Raw genomic sequence first — 25,365 nt, 5'->3', positions numbered from 1 at the left:
GCGAAGGCGATCTCGCGCTCGCACGGCAAGATCCTCGAGAGGATCGGCGCGAACCACGTGATCTACCCCGAGGCGGAGGCGGGCGAGCGCGTCGCGCACCTGGTCTCGGGCCGCATGCTCGACTTCATCGAGTTCGACGACGACTTCGTGCTCGCGAAGATGTACCCGCCCAAGCCGATCCGGGGGCTGACGCTCACGGAGTCGGGCGTGCGCCGCAAGCACCGCGTGACCGTCGTCGGCGTCAAGAGCCCGGGCAAGCCCTTCACCTACGCGACCGAGCAGACCGTCGTCTCGAACCACGACCTCATCGTGGTCAGCGGCACCCCCAGCGACATCGAGCGCTTCGCGGCCCTCGGCTCCTGACCCGCGCCCCCTCCCTCCTCCTCCTCCTCCTCCTCTGCGGGATGCCGCTCCGGTACGCCCGCTCCGGGTGTCGCGGACCCGAGCGGCATCTCGCGGAGAGGAGGGCGGAGTCAGGAGGCGGCGAGCTCGCGGGCGCGGGCCAGCGCGGCGTCGGTCGCCCGCGTGAAGAGGGCGGCGAGGTCGGCCTCCTGCAGGACCGCGACGGCCCGCTCGGTGGTGCCCTTCGGGCTCGTGACCCGCCGGCGCAGCTCCGCGGGCTCCTCGCCGGAGTCCGCGAGCAGCTCGGCCGCGCCGCGGAACGTGCCGACCACCATCGTCGACGCCTGCTCCGGGGTGAAGCCCTTCGCGACAGCGGCCGCGATGAGCTCCTCGATCAGCAGGAACACGTAGGCGGGCCCCGAGCCGGAGATCGTCGAGAGCGCGTCGAGCTGCGACTCCGGCACCTCGACCACCTCGCCGACCGTCTCGAACAGGCGGCGCACGAGCGCCAGGTCCTCGTCGCCGGACCGCGTGCCCGCGCTGAGGCCGGTGACGGCGCGGCCCACGACCGCGGGAGTGTTCGGCATCGAGCGGAGCACGGCGACGGACGCCGGCAGGTGCCGCTCGAACGTGGCCGCGGGCACACCGGCGGCGACGGAGACGACGACCGCGCCCGGGGCGAGCGCGTCGGCGATCTCGTCGAGCAGGTCCGGCACCATGTGCGGCTTGACGGCCACGAGCACGATCGCCGCGCCCTCGACCGCACGCCGGTTGGCCTCCGAGTCGTCCGCGGTGGCGAAGGCGGTGACCACCGGGTGGCCGTCCCACGCGGCGGCCTTCGCGGAGTCGCGGTTGGTCACCCGCACGCCCCCCTCGACGCGCACGCCGGGAGCCAGCAGGCCCTGGAGGATCGCGCCCCCCATCGAGCCGAGGCCGAGGACGGCGATGGACGGGAGCAGGACGGGCGCATCGGTCACGCCGCTCATCCTACGAAGAGCCCGCGGCAAGGGGGTCCAGGGGCGGTCCGGCGCCTCGTAGGATGGCCCGACCATCCAGCGGCGAGCCCGAGGAGACCACGTGAGCGCATCCGGAGGCGGCACCGCGATCATCGCGGCGCTCGCGGCCAACCTCGGCATCGCCCTGACGAAGTTCGTCGCCTGGTTCTTCTCCGGATCCGCCTCCATGCTCGCCGAGGGCGTGCACTCGCTCGCCGACTCCGGCAATCAGCTGCTCCTGCTGCTCGGCGGCCGCAAGTCGCGGAAGGCCGCCGACGAGGAGCACCCGTTCGGCTACGGGCGCGAGCGCTACGTCTACGCCTTCGTGGTGTCGATCATCCTGTTCTCGGTCGGCGGCGTCTTCTCGCTCTACGAGGGCATCGAGAAGATCGCCGAGCCGCACGAGCTCGAGAACGCCTGGCTGCCGATCCTGGTCCTCGTGATCTCGATCTGCCTCGAGGGCTACTCGCTGCGCACGGGAGTGAAGGAGTCGAACCGGGTCCGCGGCTCGCAGTCCTGGTTCCAGTTCATCCGCCGGGCGAAGGCGCCGGAGCTGCCGGTCGTGCTCCTCGAGGACGTCGCCGCGCTCACCGGCCTGACGTTCGCGCTGCTCGGAGTCGGGCTGACCGTGATCACCGGCGACTCGGTCTACGACGCGATCGGAACGATCATGATCGGCACCCTGCTGATCGTGGTGGCGATCGTGCTGGGCATCGAGACGAAGAGCCTGCTGGTCGGCGAGGGGGCGACCCCCGCCGACGCCGCCTCGATCCGCGCCGCGCTCGAGGCCGGGCGCGACGTCGAGCGCGTCATCCACATGCGCACCCTCTACCTCGGACCGGACGAGATCCTCGTGGCCGCGAAGCTCGCCTTCCCGGCCGCCGAGACCCTCGAGCACGTGGCCGCGGGGATCGACGCGGCGGAGAGGCGGATCCGCGAGGCCGTTCCCGCCGCCACCACGATCTACCTCGAGCCCGACGTCGACCGGGGACGCGCAGGATCGGCGGCGGCCCGTCCGGCCGTGACGGAGGCGGAAGGGACGGTCGCTCCGCCCGCCGCCTCGCCGCCGGCCGCGCCGCACGGGAGCGCCTGAGATGCGCCGGGCCCTGGCGATCGTCAACGAGCGCGGTGCCGGGCTCGGCGCGCTCGAGCCGATGCTGACCGAGCGGGGGTTCGCCGTCGACGCCGTCGCAGGGACGGACCTCGACGCGATCGACATCCTCGCCCCCGACCTCGTCGTCACGCTCGGCTCCAGCGCCGGCGTCTACGAGACCTCGCGGCACCCCTTCATCAGCCCCGAGATCGCGCTCCTGCAGGACCGGATGCACCACCGCCGTCCCACGCTCGGCGTCTGCTTCGGAGCGCAGCTGATCGCGGCCGCCCTGGGCGAGTCCGTCCATCCCGGATCGGCCCGCGAGGTCGGCTTCCGCCCGGTCGTGCTCACGGAGGAGGGCGCCGGCTCCCCGCTCCGGCACCTGGCCGGCGTCGACGTGATGCAGTGGCACGGCGACACCTTCGCGCTGCCGAGCGGAGCGGCGCTGCTGGCGTCGTCGCCGGCGGGCGAGGTGCAGGCGTTCGCCGTGGAGGACTGGCTCCTCGGCGTGCAGTTCCACCCCGAGCTGACCGGCACGATGGCCGCGCAGTGGCTCGAGGGCGACGGGGAGTGGGCAGGAGCGGCGGGCTACGACGCCGCCGCGCTCGCCGACGACGTCGCGGCGGAGCGCTTCGAGCGGATGCACGCGGCGACGCGGCTCGCGCTGATGGAGTGGCTGGGCGCTCCGAGCTGAGGGGTTCGGCGGTGGTCGGCGTCAGCGCCGGTCGGCGTCAGCGCCGGTCGGCGTCAGCGCCGGTCGGCGTCAGCGGCGGTCGGCGAAGAAGTCGAGCAGGAGTCGCGAGCTCTCCGCGGCGCGGACCCCGGGGTACACCTCGACCACGTGGTTGTGCCGGCGGTCGCGGAGGAGGTCGTGCACGGATCCGGAGGCGCCCGCCTTCTCGTCCCACGCGCCGAAGACGACGCGGTCGATCCGCGCCGCCAGGATCGCTCCGGCGCAGAGCACGCACGGCTCGAGGGTGACCACCAGCGTGCAGCCCTCGAGATGCCAGTCGCCGCGGGCCTCGGCCGCCGCGCGGATCGCGACCACCTCGGCGTGCGCCGTCGGATCCCGCCGCAGCTCGCGCTCGTTGCGCCCGAGCCCGAGCACCGCACCCGCCGAGTCGAGGACCACCGCGCCCACGGGGACGTCGCCCCAGCCCGCGGCTCGCCGCGCCTCGTCGAGCGCCAGGCCCATCCACTCCTCGGAGCGGCGGGGGACGCGGAGATCGCTGTCGCGCATCGCTCCCCCTCCTGCGGCGGCCCGCTGCGGCCGGTGGGGCGCCGCTCCGGCCAGTAGATTGAGCTTATGCGCGTCCACGTAGCCGACCACCCGCTGATCACCCACAAGCTCACCGTGCTGCGTGACAAGCGCACCCCCTCCCCCACCTTCCGGCAGCTCGCCGAGGAGCTGATGACGCTCCTCGCCTACGAGGCCACCCGCGGCGTCCGCACCCGCACCGTCACCATCGAGACCCCCGTGACGCAGACCACCGGCCTCGCGCTCAGCGACCCGCAGCCGCTGGTCGTCCCGATCCTCCGGGCCGGCCTCGGGATGCTCGAGGGCATGGTCAAGCTCATCCCGACCGCCGAGGTCGGCTTCCTGGGCATGGCGCGCAACGAGGAGACGCTCGAGCCGACCACGTACGCGGAGCGCCTGCCCGACGACCTGTCGAACCGCCAGTGCTTCGTCCTCGACCCGATGCTCGCGACCGGCGGCTCGCTCGTCGCGGCCATCCAGTTCCTCTTCGACCGGGGAGCGGTCGACGTCACCGCCGTCTGCCTGCTCGCCGCCCCCGAGGGCCTGGCCGCCGTCGAGAAGGCCTTCGGCGACCGCGACGTGACCATCGTCCTCGGCTCCCTCGACGAGAAGCTCAACGAGCTCGGCTACATCGTCCCCGGCCTCGGCGACGCGGGCGACCGCCTCTACGGCCTCGCGGGCTGAGCCCGCCGGCCCCCGGACGAGCGGGCCCCGCGTCGCGCCCCGGAACAGGGAGCCCCGCTGAGCCGTGCCGGTCGGCCCGCGCAGCGAGGGTCTCGACAGCCCCCACCGCGACCGTCCGGCACCGCCCGTGATGCTGATCGAGCAGCCCGCGCAGCGGGCGCATCGCGATCCCCCGTCACGGCGCGCGCCTCCTCCCGAGCACCGGAACCACCCCCGACGCGCCGTCCATCCCCACGGAAGTGTTGACGCACCGCACCGGCCTCCGCTTTACTGACGGACATGACTGACACCCTGCACGCCCCGACCTCCCTCGAGGCCATCGGGAATGCCGGCATGATGATGGCGGGTGGCCCCGTCATGTGCTGTCGAATGTGTGCATGAGGAACTGACCTCGCCGGATCCCCGCACCGCCTCCGCCCGCTGATCGTCACGATCGGCTGAGCGTCCGAGGCGCGGACGATCCCCTGGATGCCCCGCATCCGTCTCTGCCGCCACCGCGCACCGCGGGCCGGCTCGACCGCGCACACCCGGATCCGCTCCCTCGGACACTCGTCCCGGATCCGACCAGCCAAGGACTCGTCATGACCCTCCTCCACACCCGCACCGCCACCGCCACCGCCCCCACCGAGGCGCCCCGCCTCCAGCCGGTCGCCGACGCCGCGCCCGCAGCGCCCCGCCTCCGCGCCGTCCCCCAGGGCACCGAGGCCCGCGGCTTCGCCCTCTACGTCGGCATCGATGAGGCCAAGGCCCGCGCCGCCGGAGTCGACCTCGGCCGCCTGGTCGAGGAGCTGAAGCGCGTCACGGCGCAGCTCGCCCCCGACGCCGAGACGTACGCCTCCGTCGCCCTCGCCCCGCAGGGCGCCGGCGGCCGCGACGTGGACGTGGTCCGCCTCGCGCTGCAGGACCCGGCCGCCGTCGCCAAGCGCCGCTCCGACGCCGAGCCCGACCCCGACCGTGCACCCGGCGGCGTCGTCATCGACATCTCCCGCAAGCGCGTCATCCTCGACGAGGAGACCACCCCCCTCACCTACAAGGAGTTCGAGCTCCTCCAGTACCTCGTGCTCCGCGAGGGCCGCACCATCGAGCGCGCCGAGCTCATCGCCTCGCTCTGGGGCGCCGCGGACGACGACGCGCCGAACGAGCGCACCATCGACGTCCACGTCCGCCGCCTCCGCGCCAAGCTCGGCCGCTACGAGGAGATCGTGCGCACCGTCCGCGGAGTCGGCTACCGCTTCGACCGCCACGCCGACGTCGCCATCCGCTACGCGTCGACGCCGTCGCCGGATCTGTTCTGAATTGTAAGGAGAGCGCTTGCGCTCTCCTTACCGCGGTCGGCTTCACCGGTGGTCGCGATTCGGAGAGCGGGTCGCGACCGGCTAGCGGGAAACGCTGACACGCGTTTCCCGCGTTCGCCTCGAGGGCGGAACGTCCTCCCGACCTCCGGGGATGTGCGCGCACCGCCCCTACCCTGGAAAGGGCTGCTCGGCGGCCTGCTGTGTGGCCGAGGGCGGTCGGGGCGGGTCGCGCCCTCGCGGGGCTGGATGATCGGGCCGGCCGCGTCGGCGACGAACGAGAGCAGAGGTCGATCCGCGGGTCTGGGGGGTCAGGGGATCGGTGCAGTTCGTTGCGGACTCCGGCGGGCAGCGGGCGGGTGCGTCGGGCGCCGGAGGCGGCCATCGGAGCAGGGGGCGGGCGCGGCGATGGAGACGGCGGGGCGGCTCAGGGAGGATTCAGGAAAGAGAGGGTTGCGTCGTTACCGGGTCGTTATATAGTTCAAGTGCGTCGACCGTTTGCTGTGGCGGGAAGCGCGAGAAGTGATTGCAGGACACTCTTGGTGCAAGGGAATGAAGGCCGGCCGCTCGCCTCAGCGGCCGGCCTTCTGTCGTTCCCCCGGCCCCCCTCCTCCCAGCACCCCGGCGTAGGCTGTACGGCGTCTGGATGTCAGGGAACCGCTTCCTGAGCGCCGAGAAGGAGGACCAGTGGGGTCGAGAGAGGCCGTCGCCGCCTGGGAGTCGCTCTTCCGCGCCCAGGTCCAGGTGATGCGCACCCTGAGCACCGAGTTCCCCTCGCGGGAGATCTCGATGAACGAGTACGACGTGCTCTTCAACCTCACCCGGCAGCCCGGTCGGCGCGCACGGCTGCGCGACCTGAACCGGCACGTCCTCCTGACGCAGCCCAGCGTCAGCAGGCTGATCGACCGGCTCGCCGCCCGCGGCTGCGTCGAGAAGAGCGAGGATCCGGCGGACGCCCGCGGCACGATCATCGCGATCACCGACGAGGGCTACGCGCTCTTCCGCCGCGTCGCGCTCACCCACATGAGGACCATCTCGGAGCAGGTCGGCGGCGTCCTCGACGAGGACGAGCTGAAGCAGCTGACCGCGCTCTGCGACAAGCTCCGCGACGGCATCGCCTCCTCCTGATCCGTCCCCGCTAGCACGGGCCGCAGCGACCGGCCAGGTCTTCGCCGCGGCGCGGGACTCGCGGATCATGGGGGTCACCATGAGTGACACCTCCCCCACCCTCGTCTGGCTCCGCGACGACCTGCGCCTGGCCGACAACCCCGCTCTGCGCGCCGCGATCGACCGTGGCGGCCCCGTCGCGGTCTGCTACGTGCTCGACGAGGAGTCGGCGGGCATCCGTCCGCTCGGGGGCGCCTCCCGCTGGTGGCTGCACGGCAGCCTCGCAGCCCTCGCCGCCGACCTGCGCGAGCACGGCGCCCCGCTGATCCTGCGCCGCGGGCCGGCCGAGGCCGTCGTCCTCCAGCTCGCCGAGGAGATCGGCGCGGGAGCCGTGCACTGGAACCGCCGCTACGGGAGGGCCGAGCGCACCGTCGACGCGGCGGTGAAGGAATCGCTCCGCAACGGCGGCCTCGAGGCCGAGAGCCACCAGGGCTCGCTGATGTTCGAGCCGTGGACCGTGCAGACCGGCGCCGGCGGCCCCTACTCCGTCTACACGCCCTTCGCCCGCGCCTGCCGCGCCAAGCCGACGCCGCGCGCGCCGCTCCCCCGCCCCCGCTCGCTCGACGGCGTCACGGGAGACATCGCCTCCGACTCCCTCGACGACTGGGAGCTGCTGCCCACGCGTCCCGACTGGGCGGGAGGGCTGCGCGAGCGCTGGGTCCCCGGCGAGAAGGCGGCGGCCGACCGGCTGCGCGCGTTCCTCGCGGAGCAGCTCGACGATTACGCCGACGGCCGCGACCGGCCGGCGGAGGACGCCACCTCGAACCTCTCCCCGCACCTGAGGTGGGGCGAGATCAGCCCCTTCCAGGTGTGGCACGCCCTGGAGGAGGCGCACGCGAAGGGCCTGCACCGCGGCGACGGCAGCGACCGGTTCCTCTCCGAGGTGCTCTGGCGCGAGTTCTGCTACCACCTGCTGTTCCACTGGCCGGATCTGGCGACCGCCAACTTCGACACCCGGTTCGACTCCTTCCCGTGGGGACGCCCCGGCCAGGAGGCGATCGACGCCTGGCACCAGGGGCGTACCGGCTACCCCCTGGTGGACGCCGGCATGCGCGAGCTCTGGAGCACCGGCTACATGCACAACCGGGTCCGGATGGTGACCGCGTCGTTCCTGATCAAGAACCTGCTGGTCGACTGGCGGGTGGGCGAGGAGTGGTTCTGGGACACCCTGGTGGACGCGGACCCGGCGAGCAACGCCGCGAACTGGCAGTGGGTCGCGGGCTCGGGAGCCGACGCGTCGCCGTTCTTCCGGGTCTTCAACCCGGTCACGCAGTCGAGGAAGTTCGACCCGGCCGGCGAGTACATCCGCCACAACGTGCCGGAGCTCGGCGGAGTCGAGGGCGCCGCCGTGCACGAGCCGTGGACGCTCGAGGACACGCTGACCGGAGGCGCGGACGGCTACCCGGCGCCCCTCGTCGACCTCAAGGTGACGCGGGCGCACGCGCTGGACGCCTTCGCGCAGATCAAGAGCGCCCCGCGCGACATCACGCCGCGGGGCGACGACTGAGCGTCGCCGGCTAGACGCGTCCCGCCGGTCCGGTGGAGCGGCCGGACCCGGCGAGCGGGTCCTCCTCCCCGCCCTGATCGCGCAAATCGCGGGCCGGGATGCCGACGAGCACCGCTCCGTCGGGCGCGTCCTTCACCACGACGGCGTTCGCGCCCACGCTGACGTCGGATCCGAGCACGAGCGGGCCCAGGACGACCGCGCCGGCGCCGACGACCACCCGGTCGCCGAGCGTGGGGTGCCGACGCTCGCGCCGGGCCGACCTCCCGCCCAGCGTGACGGAGTGGTAGAGCATGCAGTCGTCGCCGATCCGCGCGGTCTCGCCGATGACGACGCCCATGCCGTGGTCGATGAACAGACGCCGGCCGATGGTCGCACCGGGGTGGATCTCCACTCCGGTCGCCGCGCGCGCCGCCTGGCTGAGCAGCCGGGCGGGCAGGCGGAGGCCGCGCCGCCACCAGGCGTGCGCGACGCGGTGCACCCAGACCGCGTGCACTCCCGGGTAGGAGAGGACGACCTCCACCGCGCTCCGGGCGGCGGGGTCGCGCTCCCGGGCGGTGCGGACGTCCTCGCGGAGCAGGGCGAGGAGCCCGGGACGCTCCGGTCCGGACGGGACGCGGCGCTCCGGCCGACCGTCGCGTCCGGAGCGGGGCGTCCCGGCTCGTCTCGAGGGGCTCAGCTGCGGAGGTCCTCGTACAGGACGGTCGAGATGTACCGCTCGCCGAAGTCGCAGACGATGGCGACGATGGTCTTCCCCGCGTTCTCGGGGCGCTTCGCGACCTCGAGCGCGGCCCACATGATCGAGCCGGAGGAGATGCCGCCGAGGATCCCCTCCTGCGCGGCCATCTCGCGGGCCACCCGCACGGAGTCGTCGAGCGTCACGTCGATGATCTCGTCGTAGACCTCGCGGTCGAGGATCGCGGGGACGAAGTTGGCGCCGATGCCCTGGATCTTGTGCGGACCGGCGGTGCCCTGGGTGAGGAGCGGGGAGTCGATCGGCTCCACTCCGATGATCTGCACGCCGGGCCTGCGCTCCTTGAGCACCTGGCCGACTCCGGTGATGGTGCCGCCCGTTCCGATGCCGGCCACGAAGACGTCGACCTCGCCGTCGGTGTCCTCCCAGACCTCCTCCGCGGTGGTGCGGCGGTGCACCTCGGGGTTGGCGGCGTTCTCGAACTGGCGGGCGAGGATCGCGCCGGGGGTCTCGTCGACGATCGCGCGGGCGCGCTCGACCGCTCCGCGCATGCCCTCGCTGCCGGGGGTGAGCACGATCTCGGCTCCGTAGGCGCGGAGGAGGACCCGGCGCTCGACGGACATCGTCTCGGGCATCGTGAGGACGACCTTGTAGCCGCGGGCGGCGCCCACCATCGCGAGCGCGATGCCGGTGTTGCCGCTCGTGCCCTCGACGATCGTCCCGCCGGGGTGCAGCTCGCCGGAGGCCTCTGCCGCGTCGATGATGGCGACGCCGATGCGGTCCTTCACGCTGTTCGCAGGGTTGTAGAACTCGAGCTTGGCGAGGACCGTCGCCTGGTCGGCGCCCTCCAGCCGGTTGATGCGGACGAGGGGGGTCCTGCCGACGAGCTGGGTCACGTCGTCGTGGATGCGTGCCATGGTGTGCGCTTTCTGCCGGGGCCGGCCGCCCGGGGCCCCGGAGCGGTGGGTGGAACGGGTGCTGCAGCGCCCCTCGGAGCGGCGCTCCCCCCACGATACGGATGCATCGACCCGAGGTCAGCACCCCGGACGCGCCCGCTCCTGCGCATCACCCGCCAGCTCCTCATCTCCACCGGGAGGAGGACGCCCCGCGGGCGCACCCGTCACGTACCATGAAGCCGGGGGATCGCGCGACTGCTCGCGAGGCTTCTCGCCACCCTCCCTCAGATCTCCGCGGCCCGGCGCCGCGTCGAAAGGACGACCGCTCCATGGCACTTCCCACTGCATCCCGCCGCTCCGTCCGGCCGCTCGGGATGTCGCTGCGGGCGGTCATGGGGTTCATCGGGATGAGCGCCGTGGCGGGCGTCCTGATCACCGTCGGCGTCACGCCGGCCCTCGCGCTGACGGGCCTGGCGACGAGCAACACGATCGGCATGTTCCAGAACCTGCCGGGCTACCTCGACGTGGGCCAGCTGATGCAGCGCACCAACGTCTACGCGAGCGACGGGACGACCCTCCTCGCCTCCGTCTACGACCAGAACCGCGTCGAGGTCGGCTGGGACGACGTCGCGCAGTCCGCGAAGGACGCCGCCGTCGCCGGCGAGGACCCGCGCTTCTACGAGCACGGCGGCATCGACCTCCAGGGCACGCTCCGGGCGATCGCCGTCACGCTGACGGGCGACGACCTGCAGGGCGGGTCGTCGATCACGCAGCAGTACGTCAAGAACGTCCTGGTGCAGAAGGCGGAGTCGATCACCGACGAGGCCGCGCGCGACAAGGCCTACCAGGAGGCGACGGACCCGACCCCCGAGCGCAAGCTCAAGGAGATGCGCCTCGCGATCGGCCTCGAGAAGGAGGCGTCGAAGGACGACATCCTGCTCGGCTACCTCAACATCGCCCTCTTCGGGGGCACCGTCTACGGCATCGAGGCCGCGGCGAACTACTACTACGGCATCCCCGCGAGCCAGCTCTCGACCTCGCAGGCGGCCGCGCTGCTGGCGATCGTGAACAACCCGGCGAAGTTCCGCTTCGACAACCCGGGCGACGAGGCGAACGGCGCCGCCAACGGCTACGCCGCCACCAAGGAGCGCCGCGACTACATCCTCTCGGAGGAGCTCAAGCACGGCCGGATCGACCAGGCCGCGCACGACGCCGCCGTCGCCGAGCCGATCACCCCGAACATCACGGAGCCCTCGACCGGCTGCACCACCGCCGGCAACGCCGCGTACTTCTGCGACTACGTGCTGAACGTCCTCCGCAACGACTCCGTCTTCGGGGCGACCGACGACGAGCGCTACCAGCGCATCCGCCAGGGCGGCTTCGACGTCGTGACGACCCTCGACCTCGACATCCAGCAGGTCTCGCAGGCGGCGCTCAACGCCTACATCCCCTCCGTCGACCCGCGCTTCCAGGTCGGCGCGACGGCCGCCTCCGTCGAGGCGAAGACGGGCCGCGTGCTCTCCATGGTGCAGAACACGCAGTACAGCCAGGACGAGCAGTTCCTCGCCGCGAACCCCGGCTACAGCGCGATCAACCTCAACGTCGACCTCAGCATGGGCGGCGGCTCCGGCGTGCAGACCGGATCGACCTACAAGGTGTTCACGCTGGCGCAGTGGCTGAAGGCGGGGCACACCGTCAACGAGTCGTTCGCCTCCCCCACCTCCGGCTTCAGCTCCTACCCCCAGAAGTGCAACGTCGAGGGCGACGGCGGCTACTACGGCAAGTTCTCGCCTCGCAACGACGACCCGTCGGAGGACGCGAGCTCGATGAGCGCGCTCGGCGCGACCACGAACTCGATCAACACCGGCTTCATGGGAATGGCGCAGCAGCTCGACCTCTGCGACATCCGCACCACCGCCGAGTCGTTCGGGATGCACCGCGCCGACGGCCGCGAGCTCGCCAACGGGCCGGCCTCGGTCCTCGGGACGAACGAGATCGCGCCGCTGACGGTGGCCAACGCCTACGCGGGGATCGCGAACGACGGCACGACCTGCTCGGCGATCGTCATCGACCGGATCACCGACAGCGAGGGCAACGCCGTCGCCGCCCCGGCATCGGCGTGCACGCCCTCCGTGTCGCCCGAGGTCGCCCGAGGGATGCAGTACGCGATGCAGCGGGTGATGACCTCCGGAACGGCCTACGCCTCGAACCCCTTCGACGGGATCGAGCACATCGGCAAGACGGGCACCACCGACGAGGCCGCCGACGTGTGGACGGCGGGCGCCAGCAAGGCCGCCTCCCTGGCGGTCTGGGTCGGCAGCATCAACGGCTTCGCCGACAACACCAAGCAGAACCTGCGCTTCATCAGCCTGACGGGCGAGAAGGGGACCATCCGCGCCTCCAACGCCCGGCACGCCATCTGGAAGCCGATCATGACGGCGCTCGACGAGAAGTACGGCGGCGACGACTTCACGGCACCGCCGGCCTCGATGCTCGCGTACTCGCCGCGATCGGCGGCGAACTCCGAGGTCCCCGACGTCACGGGCGAGACGGTCGAGAGCGCCACGGCGATCCTCACCGCCGCCGGTTTCGTCGTCGGGATGCACGAGTCGGTCGACTCCGCGACGATCCCGGAGGGCTCCGTCGTCTCGACGACGCCGAGCGCGGAGGAGACGGCGGTCGCCGGCGGGGTGATCCCCCTCCAGGTGAGCACGGGCAAGGCTCCGGCCAATCCGAACGACATCTCGGACCTGAACGGCGACCTGATCGAGTAGAGACGTCGCCCGTCCCGTGAAGGGGCCGATCCCTCCGGGGTCGGCCCCTTCTGCTGTCGCAGGCGCCGGGCCTGCGCGGGCGCCGTCGCGCCGACTCCGGGCGGACGGGCGTCCGGCGCGGCCGTGGCGCGCCTCGTCGGGGATGTCGCAGGCCTCGCCTAGGGTGCTGGTGCAGCGAGAGGATCCATCCTGAAGCGACCGAACGTCCCCGTCTTCCAGCCCCGTCGAACCGTCCACGGGGCTCTCGGCGCGCTGTTCGGATTCGTGATCGTCAGCGTCCTGGCGGGTCTGCTCGCCTCGCTCGTGGTCGCCCCCGCCGCCGCGCTCACCGGCGCGGCGACCTCCGGCACCATCTCGGCGTTCCAGTCCCTCCCGAGCTACCTCGAGGTCGGGCGCCTGATGCAGAAGAGCGACGTCTACGCGGGCGACCCGGACGATCCGACGCTGCTGGCCTCCTTCTACGACCAGAACCGGATCGAGGTGCCGGCCGACCGGATCGCCGACTCCGTGAAGGACGCGCTCGTCGCGAGCGAGGACCCGCGCTTCTACGACCACGGCGGGATCGACCTGCAGGGCACCCTCCGCGCCATCGCCAGCACCTACCTCCTCGACGGCGACACCCAGGGCGGCTCGTCGATCACGCAGCAGTACGTGAAGAACGTGCTGGTGCAGAAGGCCGAATCGATCCCGGACGAGGCGGACCGCGACCGCGCGTACGCGGAGGCGACGGCGACCACGGCCGAGCGCAAGCTCAAGGAGATGCGGCTCGCGATCGGGCTCGAGAAGGTGTCCTCGAAGGACGACATCCTGCTCGGCTATCTCAACATCGCCCTGTTCGGAGGCACCGTCTACGGCATCGAGGCCGCGGCGGAGTACTACTACGGCATCCCGGCGGCCGACCTCTCCCTCGCGCAGTCCGCCTCGCTCCTGGCCATCGTGAACAACCCCGAGAAGTTCCGCTTCGACCGGCCGGACGACACGGCCAACGGCGAGGCCAACGGCTACGCGCAGACCCGGGAGCGGCGCGACTACATCCTCGACCGGATGCTCGAGACGGGGAGCATCGACCAGGCCGCGCACGACGCCGCGGCCGCCGAGGCGATCACCCCCGACATCACCCCGCCGTCCACCGGCTGCCAGACGGCCGGCAGCGCGGCCTACTTCTGCGACTACGTGACCCACGTCCTCCGCGACGACCCGGCGCTCGGGGCGACCGACGACGAGCGCTACGCGGCGATCAAGCAGGGCGGGATCAAGGTCTACACGACGATCGATCTCGACCTGCAGAGGACCGCGCAGGAGCTGATGGACGAGCAGGTCCCCTCCTCCGATCCGCGCTTCGACGTCGGGGCGACGGCGGTCGCCGTCCAGAACGGCACCGGGCGCATCCTCACGATGGTGCAGAACAAGCGCTACAGCCAGGACCCGGACGTGATCGCGAGCGGGCCGGAGTTCTCGGCGATCAACCTCAACGTCGACGCGTCCGCGGGCGGCGGCAACGGCTTCCAGACCGGCTCCGCCTACAAGGTGTTCACGCTCGCCGAGTGGCTCGACCGCGGGCACACCCTGCTCGAGCAGTTCGACTCGAAGCAGAAGAACTGGACCGGCTTCGCCGACAGCTGCGAGGGCACCTGGGACTACGACTCCTACAACCCCAAGAACGCCGGCGACGGCGGCTACACCGACACCCAGACGGCGCTGTACTCGACGATCTACTCGCTGAACACGGGCTTCACCGGGATGTCGCACCTGCTCGACCAGTGCGAGATCCGCAAGCAGGCCGAGGCCTTCGGAGTGCACCGCGCGGACGGGACCGCGCTCGTGCAGTCGCCGGGAGCGGTCCTCGGCACCAACGAGATCGCACCGCTCACCATGGCGACCGCCTACTCCGGCATCGCCGAGAACGGCACGACCTGCACCCCCGTCGCGATCACGGCGATCGTCGGAGCCGACGGCCGCGAGATCGAGCCGGTGGAGACGACCTGCAGCCGGGCGGTGTCGTCGAGGGTCGCCTCGGCGATGCAGTACACGATGCTCAAGGTGACCGCCGAGGGCACGGGCGTCGAGGACGATCCGAAGAACGGCATCCAGCACATCACCAAGACGGGCACCACCGACAACTCCGCCGACACCTGGGCCATCGGGGCCTCGACCGAGACCTCCCTCGCGGTCTGGGTCGGCAGCATCTCGGCACGCGCGGACGGCTCGAGGGTGAACCTCGACTCGATCGACTTCGACAGCGGCTGGGCGCCCTCAGCACGCCACCGGATCTGGAAGCCGTTGATGACGGCGATCGACTCCCGCTACGGCGGCTCCGACTTCCCGCAGGCCGACCAGTCGCTCATCGCGGCGCCGCAGGTCACCGTGCCGGACCTGTCGGGCCGGACCAGCGACTCCGCCGCGCAGGCGCTGACCGCAGCAGGGCTCACTCCCGGAGCGACGTCGCAGGTCGACTCGACGCAGCCGATGAACACCGTGGCCGGCACCGGTCCGGCGGCGGGCACCCGCGTGGACAAGGGATCGGTGGTGGGCGTGCAGCTGAGCACGGGGAAGGCGCCGCCCGCTCCCGCTCCGGGCGGCTGACACCGCTGGACCGGGACGTCGCCGGTCGGCGAGGATCTGCGACGGGAACGGGTCAGGGGGGAACGGGTCAGGGAAGCCGGCTCAGGGCCCGACGGCTCCGGCGGGGAGCAGTCCGAACTCGACGAGCTCGTCGTCGGTGAGCAGTCGGCTGCGGATCATGAAGCGCTTGCCCTCGGGGGCTTCGACGCTGAATCCGCTGCCCCGCCCGTCGACGAGGTCGACGGTGAGATGGGTGTGCTTCCAGTACTCGAACTGGGAGCGGGACATCCAGAAGTCGATCGGGTCCAGGCCGTCGAGTCGGAGCGATTCGACGAGCACGTCCGAGGCGCCGGTGCGGAACATCCCGGCGGGGAAACACATCGGCGAGCTGCCGTCGCAGCATCCGCCCGACTGGTGGAACATGAGCGGCCCGTGCAGCGCCGTCATTCGGCGGAGCATGCCGGCCGCCTCCGCAGTGACGTCGACCCTCGTGGAGGTCATGATTGGTGCTCCTTCGCTCGTGGTGCGGAATGTCTGTGTGCGCCCGCCCGCTGACGGCGGACGCTCCTCCGGGCGGCATCTCGATACGCCGCTGCGCGGACTACTCGATCGACATGAGGGGGCGCCCCCTCGTCCGATGCCTCGCCCGAAGGGCCGAGCACCGTTCTCCCGCGCGTCGCCAGGTGCCTCGCCCGAAGGGCCGAGCACCGTTCTCCCACGCGCCGCCAGATGCCTCGCCCGCAGGGCCGAGCACCGTTCTCCCGCGCGTCGCGAGGTGCCTCGCCCGCAGGGCCGAGCACCGTCCTTCCACGCGTCGCCAGGTGCCTCGCCCGAAGGGCCGAGCACCGAACGGCGGATCCGCGTGCCAGCGGATCCGTCTCGGTGCGAACGCTCCCCGCTCCTCCCCACCCGGCCACATCGGCGAGCCGACCGCGGCACGGACGACGAGGAACGAGGAGCCCGTGCGAACCAGCACCGAACGGCGGATCCGCGTGCCAGCGGATCCGTCTCGGTGCGAACGCTCCCCGCTCCTCCCCACCCGGCCACATCCACAAGCCGACCGCGGCACGGGCGACGAGGAACGAGGAGCCCGTGCGAACCAGCTCAGAAGAAGCCCATCGGTCCTTCTGCGTAGGAGACGAGGAGGTTCTTCGTCTGCTGGTAGTGGTCGAGCATCACCTTGTGGTTCTCGCGTCCGATGCCCGACTGCTTGTAGCCGCCGAACGCCGCGTGCGCGGGGTACTGGTGGTAGGTGTTCGACCAGACGCGGCCGGCTTCGATGGCCCGGCCGGCGCGGTAGAGCTGAGCGCCGTTGCGGCTCCACACTCCGGCGCCGAGGCCGTAGAGGGTGTCGTTGGCGATGCCGATCGCGTCGTCGAAGTCGTCGAAGGAGGTGAGGGCGAGGACGGGTCCGAAGATCTCCTCCTGGAAGATGCGCATCGAGTTGCGGCCCTCGAACACGGTCGGGTTGACGTAGTAGCCGCCGCTGAGCTCGCCGCCGAGGTCGGCGCGGTCGCCGCCGATGAGCAGCTTCGCTCCCTCCTGCTTGCCGATGTCCATGTAGGAGAGGATCTTCTCGAGCTGGTCGTTCGAGGCCTGGGCGCCGATCATCGTGGCGGTGTCGAGCGGGTTGCCCTGTTTGATCCGCTTGACCCGCTCGAGGCCGTCTCCGACGAAGTCGTCGTAGATCGAGCGCTGCACGAGCGCCCGCGACGGGCAGGTGCAGACCTCGCCCTGGTTGAGGGCGAAGAACGAGAAGCCCTCGAGCGCCTTGTCGTAGAAGGAGTCGCGTTCCGCGGCGACGTCGGCGAAGAACACGTTGGGGCTCTTGCCGCCCAGCTCCAGCGTCACCGGGATGAGGTTCTCACTGGCGTACTGCATGATCAGGCGGCCGGTGGTCGTCTCGCCGGTGAAGGCGATCTTGCGGATGCGCGGGTGGGAGGCGAGCGGTGCGCCCGCTTCGAACCCGAATCCGTTGACGACGTTGAGCACGCCGGCGGGGATGAGGTCGCCGATCAGGTCGAGCAGCACGTGGATGGACGCCGGCGTCTGCTCGGCCGGCTTCAGCACCACGCAGTTGCCCGCGGCGAGCGCCGGCGCGAGCTTCCACACGGCCATCAGGATCGGGAAGTTCCAGGGGATGATCTGCCCGACCACGCCCAGCGGCTCGTGGAAGTGGTACGCGATCGTGTCGTGGTCGATCTCGGAGACGCCTCCCTCCTGCGCGCGGATCGCTCCGGCGAAGTAGCGGAAGTGGTCGATGGCGAGGGGGATGTCGGCGGCGAGGGTCTCGCGCACGGGCTTGCCGTTCTCCCACGTCTCGGCGACGGCGAGCAGCTCGAGGTTCGCCTCCATGCGGTCGGCGATCTTCAGGAGCATGTTCGAGCGCTCGGCGGGGCTGGTCTTCCCCCAGCTCGCGAACGCCTTCCAGCCCGCCTCGACGGCGCGGTCGACGTCGGCGGCGGTGCCGCGGGCGATCTCGCAGAAGGGCTTCCCGGTGATCGGGGTGATGTTCTCGAAGTACTGGCCGCTCGCGGGGGCGACGTACTCGCCTCCGATGTAGTGGTCGTAGCGCGAGCGGAAGGAGGCGACGGATCCCTCCGTGCCTGGATTCGCGTAGACCGTGGAACCGGGCTCCTGCGGTGCCTGCTCGGCGACCTGGTCGGCGTACAGCGTCATGTGGACCTCCATCGACGTCGTTGTCGTGGGCGCGGGGTGGGCGCCCGGTCCTGACGCTACGTCGCGGGGGGTTGCACGACGTTGCACGGGTCGACGCACCGGCGGGAGCGGCGGGGACGGAGGCCGGACCGGCCGGCCGGAGACGCGGCCGCCCGAGGAGGACGGCCCCGCGACCCCGGACTCAGACGCTCGCGAGCAGGCGCTGGGCGATCCGGCTCATGTAGACGCCGTAGGTCACCGTGGCCGCTGCGGCCCCCGCGCCGACCCAGGACCACACCTGCGGCCAGGCGGAGCCGTCGACGAGGATCACGACGACTCCGATCGCTCCGACCAGCGTCGTCCAGGTGGCGAGCCAGAGGTCGAGGGTCCGGCCGAAGATCCTCGCCATCGGGTAGAAGTGCAGGCCCACGATCACGGCGATGGCCGGCACGAGGAACCGGTCGAGCCCGGTCCCGGTGAGGACGCCCACCGCGACACCGATCAGCACGCCCTCCGCGGCGAAGACCGCTCCGAACAGCAGACCGTTCGGCTTCGCTGCGCGGTCGGCGTCGGTGAGCTCCACCGCCATCCTCCGCCGGGCGACGAGGAGGCGGACGGCCTGCACGGCGAAGACCACGGCCGCGAGCGCGCAGACGGTCACGGCGGTCGTCGCCGCCGGTGCCGGCCAGCCGACCGTGGTGTCGCTCGCCCACCACATCGTGAAGACCGCCATCAGGAGCAGGCCCCCGGCGACTCCGCTCGCGAGGGCCCGGGGAGGTGGTGCGAGGGTGCTCATTCGTCGAGGCTAGCGAGACGGCTCCGCGGCCGGACGGCTCCGGCGGGACTCCCGGGAGCGGACGGGACGGCTCAGCGCTGCTCCGCCTCGATCGTCTCGAGGTGCGCGACGACACCGGCACGGCGGGGCGAGCGGGGCGGGAGGACGCGCAGGAGCTCCCGCCACACCTCCGCGTCGTCACGGCCGTCCGGACCCTCCGCCCAGGCGAGGAGGGTCGCGGGCGCCGCATCGGCGAGGACGCTCGCCCGCACCCGCAGGCGCAGCTCGCCGGCGATCGCCCGGATCCCCGGCGCCTCGGACGAGGGCAGCGGCGCGCCCCGGTAGGCGTCCAGGGCGAGGCGGTGGGAGCCGCGGTCGAGCAGGCCCAGCACCTGGCGGGCGTCGAGGTCGACCGGGCTCGCCAGGCGGTAGGGGCGCGAGAGGGGTACCAGGCGCGGGAGGGTCGGCTCGAGCGCGCGGCGCAGCCGCACCATCTCGGCGCGGACGGTGACCACCGCGTCGTCCCGGCCGTGGAGCAGGAGGGCGAGCTGCTCGGCCGAGAGCCCGGCCCGGTGCCAGGCGAGCAGGGTCAGGATCTCGGCGTGCCGGGTGCTCAGCTCGAGCGTCGCTCCGGCGGCCGTCACCAGGCCCGTCTCGCGCCCGAGGACCCGCAGGCTCGGCGCCCGGGCCGCCGCTGTGCTCCGTGCAGCGGGCCGCCGCGGGCGGAGGAGCCGCTGCACCATCAGCTCGCTCTCGACGGCGGCGGCGGTCGCCTCCATCAGCGGGAGGGTCTGCGGGGCGACGACGTCGGCGCCGCCGGTGATGTCGATCACGCCGAGGATCTCGTGCGTCTCGGGGTCGTGCACGGGGACGGCGGTGCAGCTCCACGGGTGCACGAGCGAGGCGAAGTGCTCGGCGCCGTGGATCTGCACGCCGTGGTCGAGCACGAGGGCCGTCCCCGGCGCGGACGTCCCGACGTCGGGCTCGGCCCACGCGGCACCCTCGACGAACGACATCCCCTCGGCGAGGCTCTTGAGGTGCTGGTCCCCGTCGATCCAGAGCAGCCGCCCGAGCGCGTCGCCCACCGCGACCAGCACGCCGCTGTCCTCGTCGGCGTCGCGCACCAGCAGGCGGCGGATCACCGGGAGTACCGAGGCGAGCGGATGCCCGGTGCGGTACTCGCGGAGGTCGTCGCCCGAGAACGAGAGCGGTGCCGTCAGCCGGTCCGGATCGAGGCGCCGCCGCCGTGCGCGCTCCCACGACTCCTCGACCAGCGCGCGCCGCCGACCGCTGCCAGGGCGGGCCAGCCACGGGTTGGTCATGCGCTCCGCCTCGTCGTCGGGTCGGTGGGAGACGACGCTACCCCGCGGAGCGCGGCGGCGCCTCTCTCCGCGCACCGGAACGGCCGCGCCCCCGCACCGCCAGCAGCAGCACCGCCGCCACCAGCACGGCGACGCCCAGGACGGCTCCCGCGGTCAGGCGCTCCCCCAGCACCGCCACGCCGAGGAGGGTCGCGGTCGCCGGCTCGAGGAGGGTGAGCGTCGAGACGGTCGCCGCGGGAAGCACTCGCAGGCCGCGCGCGAAGAAGGTGTAGGCCACGGCGACCGTCACCACTCCGAGCCAGAGCACGGCCGGGATCGAGCCGGAGAGCCGCGACGGATCGCCCAGCAGCAGGAACGGGAGCGCGAGCAGCGCCGCGGCTCCGAACTGGGCTCCCATGGCGGCGACGGGGCTGAGCCCGCGCTCGAGCAGCAGCTTGCCGCAGACGGCGTAGAGCGCGTAGGAGGCGCCGGCGCCGGCCGAGGCGGCGAGGCCGGGGAGCGTCACGCCGCCGGATCCGCCGCCGCTGAGGAGCACCACTCCGATCGCGGCGAGCGCGGTCGAGGCGAACCAGCGCGGGCTCGGCGTCGTCCGCAGGACGAGCCACTCCAGCAGGCCGGTGAAGGCGGGAGCGGAGCCGAGAGCGACGATCGTGCCGACCGCGACGCCGTTCTGCGCGGTGCCGGTGAAGAAGGCGGGCTGGTACGCGGCGACACCGACCGCTCCGAGCACGACGAGCAGCACGACGGCGCGGGTCGGGCGGGAGCGGCTCCGCCGGCGCAGAGCCTCCACGCCGAGGAGAGCGGCCAGCAGGGCGCCGCCGAGGACGATGCGCGCCGCCCCGAGGAGGAGCGGATCCACGCCCGCCGCTCCGAGGGCCTGGGCGGTCCCCGTCGTGCCGAAGCAGACGGCGGCGAGGAGGACGGCGCCGATCGCCGAGGTCCGGGCCCCGCTCATCCCGCCCCGCTCCCCCGGCCGCCTGACGACCGGCTCCCAGTGTCCCAGGGATGGGCGCGTGCTCTTCCGCCTCTCGCACCGGGGGCCCAGGATGGAGGGACCGGACTAGCGGAGGAGCACGACGTGGGCATCGCGGAACCGTTCGACCTCGAGGACCACCACCGCAGCGCGCACGGCGCCCTGCGCGAGCACTTCTCGGTGCGCGAGTTCGAGGAGGTGCCGCTGGACCGCGAGGCCATCGTCGCCACCGCGTACCTGCGGGCGATCGAGCACGCCACCGTGGCCCGGGTGCTCCCCCTCGCGCGCGCCCACCCCGACGAGCAGGTCCGCGCGTTCGCGTCCGTCTGGGCCGCCGAGCGGCACCGGATCGCCGACGCCCTGGGCGACGTGCTCGCGGCCTCGCCGCAGATCCGCGGCATCGACGTCCGCCCGCCGGAGCCGACGGTGAGGTCGCGCCCGCTCCTCGACCGCGCCGCGGCCTCCCTCGCCGGCCCCGTCGCGCTGGCCCTCGCGGTGGACGCCCGGGTCGCGGTGCACGGCTACCGCCGGCTCGCCCGGCTCTCGCTGCACCCCGAGATGGAGCGCCTCGCCGAGACGGTCACGGGCATCCTCGAGCGGCAGGCCGACTTCTTCACGGTGCACGCGGCGGGACGCCTCGGACGCCCGCTGCCGCGCCGGGTGCAGGCGGCCGGCCTGCTCGCCGTGCTGCGCCTCCCGATCGGCGAGGCCGACCTGCCGGAGGCTCTCGCCCGCGAGGGTCGGGAGCTCGTCTTCGGCCGGGACGACGGCGGACTCGACGGGATCGACGCGGGCGTCGTCGCGGCGTTCGCGCTGCCCTGCACGGCGGCCCGGCGGCTCGTGCACCCGTACCGGCCGGTGTCGATCCGTGCCGCGCACCGCCTCGGACGGCTCGCCGCCGACACCCGCGCCGCCGTCACGACCCTGCTGGAGCAGGTGCGCGAGTAGCGGCGGCGCTCAACCCAGCAGCTCGCGCACGTCCTCGGCGGTGATCCCGCCGGTGGCCGCCGCGCCGTCGTCCGACATGACCGCGGCGAAGAGCGCGGCCTTCGCCTCCTTGAGGGCCATCACCTTCTCCTCGATCGTGTCCTTCGCGACCAGGCGGTAGACCATGACCGAGCGGGTCTGGCCGATGCGGTGCGCGCGGTCGACCGCCTGCGACTCGGTGGCGGGATTCCACCACGGGTCGAGCAGGATGCAGTAGTCGGCCTCGGTGAGGTTGAGCCCGAAGCCGCCGGCCTTGAGCGAGATCAGGAACACGCCCGCCGCGCCCGAGCGGAACCGATCGATGACCTCGTCGCGCTTCTTCGTCGCTCCGTCGAGGTAGGCGTACTCGATGCCCGCCGCGTCCAGCCGCCCGCGGACCCGGCCGAGGAACCGCGTGAACTGGCTGAACACCAGCACGCGGTGCCCCTCGCCGAGGGCGTCGCCCAGCAGCTCGTCGAGCAGGTCGAGCTTGGTCGAGGGCACGCTCTCGTGCGCCTCGTCGACCAGTGCCGCGTCGAGCGCGACCTGGCGCAGCACGGTCAGCGCGCGGAAGATGGCGAAGCGGTTCTTCTCGAAGTCGCCGATCAGGCCCAGCACGCGCTGCCGCTCCCGCGCCAGGTAGGTGTCGTAGACCTTCCGCTGCTTCGGGCCGAGCTCGACCTCGAGGGTCTGCTCCTGCTTGGGCGGCAGCTCCTTGGCGACGAGCTCCTTGGTGCGCCGCAGCATCAGCGGGCGGATGCGCCGCCGCAGCTGCGAGAGCTTCTCGCTGTCGGCCTCGCGCTCGATCGGCTTCTGGTAGAACTCGACGAAGCCGGCGGGCGAGGGGAACAGGCCCGGAGCGACGATCGACAGCAGCGACCAGAGCTCCATCACGTTGTTCTCCATCGGCGTTCCCGTGATGGCGAGCTTGAAGGGCACGTCGAGCCGGCGCGCGAGCTGGTGCGTCGCCGACTGGCGGTTCTTGACGAACTGCGCCTCGTCGAGGAGGAGCCCCGACCACTGGATGCCCGAGTACGACTCGTAGTCGAGCCGGAACAGGGCGTAGGAGGTGACGACCAGCTCGGCCTCGCCGATGACGCTGGAGAGCGCCTTCCGCTTCTTCTTCGACGTCTCGTCGATCCCGACGACGCGGAGGTCCGGGGCGAAGCGCTTGGCCTCGCCGACCCAGTTGGGCACCACGCTGGTGGGCGCGACCACGAGGAACGGGCGCGGCGAGGTGCCCGCCTCCGCGGCCGCGGCGCGCTGCTCCTGCATCACCCGGGTGACCAGGGCGAGGGACTGCACGGTCTTGCCCAGGCCCATGTCGTCGGCGAGCACGCCGCCGAGCTGGTTGTCGTAGAGGAACGAGAGCCAGTCGTAGCCGAGCTGCTGGTAGGGCCGCAGCTCCACGGCGAAGCCCTCGGGCAGGACCCGCGACTCCAGCGCTCCGGTCGCGGTGAAGCCGGAGAGCCCCTCCACGGAGCGGCGCCACGCGGCGGCCTGGGCCTCCACGACGCCCAGCTCGACCAGCTCGTCCCAGAGGGAGGACTGGAACCGGCTGATCCGCAGGGTCTCGCCGGGGTCGTCCGAGAGCTCGCGAGCCTCGGCGATCAGCTCGCGGAGGCGGCCGAACCGCTCGTCGTCGAGGGCGAAGTAGACGCCGCTCGGCAGCACCATGTACTCGTCGCCGCGGGCGAGCGCGAGGAAGATCTCGGCCAGCGGGACCGCCTCGTCGTTGACGGTGACGGAGATCTCGAGGTTGAACCAGTCGCGGCTGTCGGGCTGGGCGACGGTCTGCACGGCGACCACGGGCGCGGTCTGCGCCTCGCGGTACTCGACGCGCTCGCCGATCTCCTCGATCTCGACGGTGCCGAGCTCGCGGAGCCGCTCGACCTCGCCGGTGAGGAAGCCGACGGTCTGCATGCCGCGCAGGTCGAAGGTGGGGCGCAGGCGCCTGCTCGACGGGGACACCAGGGCAGGCGTCGACTCCGGGTCGAGACCCGCTCCCACGAGGGAGTCGAGGATCCGCTGCTCGGCCTCGGGGTCGCGGTAGCCCGCGTCCTCGCCGACCCGCAGCGGGAGCCGCTCGGCGTCCACGCCGCCGCGCGCTCCCTCCACTCCGTAGCGCCACCACCACGAGCCGCGCAGGCCCGCGCCGTCGGTGTGCTCGAGGGTGAGGCCGAGGCGCGGCTCGGGCACCGCGGGCGCCTCGAAGGAGCCGTCGCGGGAGACGATGTCGAACAGCCGGTGCAGCCGCTGGTAGTGCTCGGTGAGGAACGCCGACTCCTCGGCCACCGGGATGCGGATGGCCTCGCGGCTCCAGAGGAACGTGCGCGCGGAGGACAGCAGCGGCGCGGCGAACGGGATGAGCGTGACCGGGCGGGCGCGCATCTCGTCGCCGCCCTCCCACGTGTAGAGGCCGACGGCCGGGTCGCCGATGAAGCCGAACTCCTCGGGCGCCGGGTGGTCGCCGATCGCGACGAGCGAGCGCAGCTCGAGGCCGGCGGCGGTGCGCGTGACGTCGATGGAGGCGGTGGCCGTCGTGTCGAGGATCTTCAGCGGCGTCTGGTCGCGGTCGCCCATCACCAGGCCGATGCCCGCGCGGACGGCTCCGTGCAGGGCTGCCCAGATCGCCTCGCTCCGGCACTGGTCGAGGTAGAGCCAGGTGTCGGGCGAGTAGTAGCTGGAGGCGCTGTGCCCGGAGAGCAGGCCCTGCATCTCGCGGATCACGTCGATCTGGCGCTCGTCGTAGTCGTGGCTGTAGTGCAGGTAGCCGAGGTCGCGCCAGCTGGTGCCGGTGCGGACCCAGCGGTCGCGGTCGCCCATCCGCACCGGGCGCACGCCCAGGCGCGGGCGCGGCTCGGGCGGCGGCCGGTAGGAGTTGTAGCGGCCGGGCGGGCGACGCACGGGCTCGCCGGGCAGCAGCTCGAACTGCAGGCCGAGCGGGATGCCGGTGTGCGAGCGCTCCGCGCCGGCGAGGAGCGGGGCGAGCGCGCTGCGCCACTCCGGGACGGCGTCGACAGCGGCCTCGCCCGGGAAGGGACCGGCCACTCCGCCCTCGCGCTCGCGGCGCAGGGCCTCGATCAGGACGGCGGCGACGTGCTTGCACTCGTGCTTGACCGGGCAGCTGCAGGCGCCGCCGAGAAGGGTCCAGTGCTCGCCCTCGTCGCGGAGCTGCACGCTCACGGCGTACGGCGAGCGCCCGGATCCGCGGACCTGGCCGAAGAGGCGGGTGCGGCCGCCGAACCACTGCAGCTCGCGCACGCGGCCCTCGTCCGCGTACGCGGTGCCCTTCTCGATGGCGGCGGTTCCGACGAGGGCGCGGATGTCCTGCTCGGAGAAGGGCTCGTGGCCGGCGGTCACCGGCCCGGGTGCGGCCGACGGCAGCACCTCACCGGGGGGACTCTGGC

The 25,365-nt window shown here is 72.6% G+C and carries 20 protein-coding genes; 10 read left to right on the top strand and 10 right to left on the bottom strand.

What is annotated here, in order from left to right; genetic code table 11:
• The coding region (locus tag C5C27_RS08930) for a TrkA C-terminal domain-containing protein (protein WP_146079641.1) at window positions 1–363 on the top strand (363 nt) is incomplete at its 5' end.
• 110 nt (window positions 364–473) lie between these two features.
• Here the strand turns inward: C5C27_RS08930 and proC are convergent.
• Window positions 474–1,328 carry a pyrroline-5-carboxylate reductase gene (proC, locus tag C5C27_RS08925; RefSeq protein WP_104314173.1) on the bottom strand — a complete coding sequence of 285 codons (855 nt, stop codon included), beginning with the start codon at window positions 1,326–1,328 and terminating at the stop codon, window positions 474–476.
• A gap of 91 nt (window positions 1,329–1,419) precedes the next feature.
• Between proC and C5C27_RS08920 the strand changes: the two genes are divergently transcribed.
• Window positions 1,420–2,430 carry a cation diffusion facilitator family transporter gene (locus tag C5C27_RS08920; RefSeq protein ID WP_104314172.1) on the top strand — a complete coding sequence of 337 codons (1,011 nt, stop codon included), beginning with the start codon at window positions 1,420–1,422 and terminating at the stop codon, window positions 2,428–2,430.
• A 1-nt stretch (window position 2,431) separates the two neighbouring features.
• Window positions 2,432–3,124, top strand: coding sequence for a gamma-glutamyl-gamma-aminobutyrate hydrolase family protein (locus C5C27_RS08915; protein WP_104314171.1), 693 nt, complete (start codon window positions 2,432–2,434; stop codon window positions 3,122–3,124).
• Window positions 3,125–3,193: 69 nt separating this feature from the next.
• On the opposite strand, the gene C5C27_RS08910 is transcribed toward C5C27_RS08915, so the two are convergent.
• On the bottom strand, window positions 3,194–3,670 hold the full coding sequence (locus tag C5C27_RS08910) for a nucleoside deaminase (protein WP_258062677.1): 477 nt from the start codon (window positions 3,668–3,670) through the stop codon (window positions 3,194–3,196).
• A gap of 66 nt (window positions 3,671–3,736) precedes the next feature.
• Between C5C27_RS08910 and upp the strand changes: the two genes are divergently transcribed.
• The 4 genes from upp (at window position 3,737) to C5C27_RS08890 (ending at window position 8,338) form a co-directional block, all read left to right on the top strand.
• Entirely contained in the window at window positions 3,737–4,372 is a 636-nt protein-coding gene (gene upp / locus C5C27_RS08905) for a uracil phosphoribosyltransferase (protein WP_104224850.1), read from the top strand.
• 581 nt (window positions 4,373–4,953) lie between these two features.
• A complete protein-coding gene (locus tag C5C27_RS08900; protein ID WP_104292394.1) occupies window positions 4,954–5,667 on the top strand; it encodes a winged helix-turn-helix domain-containing protein in 714 nt (237 codons plus the stop codon).
• 744 nt (window positions 5,668–6,411) lie between these two features.
• Window positions 6,412–6,792: a MarR family winged helix-turn-helix transcriptional regulator gene (locus tag C5C27_RS08895; protein WP_104247054.1), complete on the top strand. Its 381-nt coding sequence runs from the start codon at window positions 6,412–6,414 to the stop codon at window positions 6,790–6,792.
• A gap of 79 nt (window positions 6,793–6,871) precedes the next feature.
• Entirely contained in the window at window positions 6,872–8,338 is a 1,467-nt protein-coding gene (locus C5C27_RS08890; RefSeq protein WP_104314174.1) for a deoxyribodipyrimidine photo-lyase, read from the top strand.
• A gap of 10 nt (window positions 8,339–8,348) precedes the next feature.
• Here the strand turns inward: C5C27_RS08890 and epsC are convergent, their stop codons facing one another.
• Both epsC and cysK read right to left on the bottom strand, forming a co-directional pair.
• Window positions 8,349–8,915, bottom strand: a complete 567-nt coding sequence (gene epsC, locus C5C27_RS08885; protein WP_104224204.1) for a serine O-acetyltransferase EpsC — start codon at window positions 8,913–8,915, stop codon at window positions 8,349–8,351.
• A gap of 95 nt (window positions 8,916–9,010) precedes the next feature.
• Window positions 9,011–9,946 (bottom strand): cysteine synthase A, encoded by a 936-nt coding sequence (gene cysK, locus C5C27_RS08880; protein WP_104314170.1) that lies wholly within the window; start codon window positions 9,944–9,946, stop codon window positions 9,011–9,013.
• A gap of 308 nt (window positions 9,947–10,254) precedes the next feature.
• Here cysK and C5C27_RS08875 point away from each other — a divergent pair, with 308 nt between their 5' ends.
• Both C5C27_RS08875 and C5C27_RS08870 read left to right on the top strand, forming a co-directional pair.
• A complete protein-coding gene (locus tag C5C27_RS08875) occupies window positions 10,255–12,699 on the top strand; it encodes a penicillin-binding protein (protein ID WP_159939720.1) in 2,445 nt (814 codons plus the stop codon).
• A 264-nt stretch (window positions 12,700–12,963) separates the two neighbouring features.
• A complete protein-coding gene (locus C5C27_RS08870; protein ID WP_104237781.1) occupies window positions 12,964–15,282 on the top strand; it encodes a transglycosylase domain-containing protein in 2,319 nt (772 codons plus the stop codon).
• An 81-nt stretch (window positions 15,283–15,363) separates the two neighbouring features.
• Here the strand turns inward: C5C27_RS08870 and C5C27_RS08865 are convergent, their stop codons facing one another.
• The 5 genes from C5C27_RS08865 to C5C27_RS08845 form a co-directional block, all read right to left on the bottom strand.
• The gene (locus tag C5C27_RS08865; RefSeq protein ID WP_104247017.1) at window positions 15,364–15,762 is read right to left on the bottom strand and encodes a DUF779 domain-containing protein; all 399 of its coding nucleotides are present in this window, start codon (window positions 15,760–15,762) and stop codon (window positions 15,364–15,366) included.
• A gap of 603 nt (window positions 15,763–16,365) precedes the next feature.
• Window positions 16,366–17,940, bottom strand: a complete 1,575-nt coding sequence (locus C5C27_RS08860) for an aldehyde dehydrogenase family protein (RefSeq protein ID WP_104233506.1) — start codon at window positions 17,938–17,940, stop codon at window positions 16,366–16,368.
• Between the two features lie 181 nt (window positions 17,941–18,121).
• Window positions 18,122–18,715 carry a hypothetical protein gene (locus tag C5C27_RS08855; protein WP_104314169.1) on the bottom strand — a complete coding sequence of 198 codons (594 nt, stop codon included), beginning with the start codon at window positions 18,713–18,715 and terminating at the stop codon, window positions 18,122–18,124.
• Between the two features lie 71 nt (window positions 18,716–18,786).
• Entirely contained in the window at window positions 18,787–20,016 is a 1,230-nt protein-coding gene (locus C5C27_RS08850) for a GAF domain-containing protein (protein ID WP_104314168.1), read from the bottom strand.
• A 37-nt stretch (window positions 20,017–20,053) separates the two neighbouring features.
• Window positions 20,054–20,971, bottom strand: coding sequence for a DMT family transporter (locus C5C27_RS08845; protein ID WP_104314167.1), 918 nt, complete (start codon window positions 20,969–20,971; stop codon window positions 20,054–20,056).
• 123 nt (window positions 20,972–21,094) lie between these two features.
• Between C5C27_RS08845 and C5C27_RS08840 the strand changes: the two genes are divergently transcribed.
• Window positions 21,095–21,937 (top strand): hypothetical protein, encoded by an 843-nt coding sequence (locus tag C5C27_RS08840; protein ID WP_104249760.1) that lies wholly within the window; start codon window positions 21,095–21,097, stop codon window positions 21,935–21,937.
• 9 nt (window positions 21,938–21,946) lie between these two features.
• On the opposite strand, the gene C5C27_RS08835 is transcribed toward C5C27_RS08840, so the two are convergent.
• The coding region (locus C5C27_RS08835) for a DEAD/DEAH box helicase (protein WP_219813152.1) at window positions 21,947–25,365 on the bottom strand (3,419 nt) is incomplete at its 5' end.

Origin of the sequence: Rathayibacter sp. AY2B7, assembly GCF_002931635.1 — a bacterium.
Classification (GTDB): domain Bacteria; phylum Actinomycetota; class Actinomycetes; order Actinomycetales; family Microbacteriaceae; genus Rathayibacter.
Note: the sequence above shows the minus strand (reverse complement) of the source record. Positions and strands in the feature narration are given on the sequence as shown.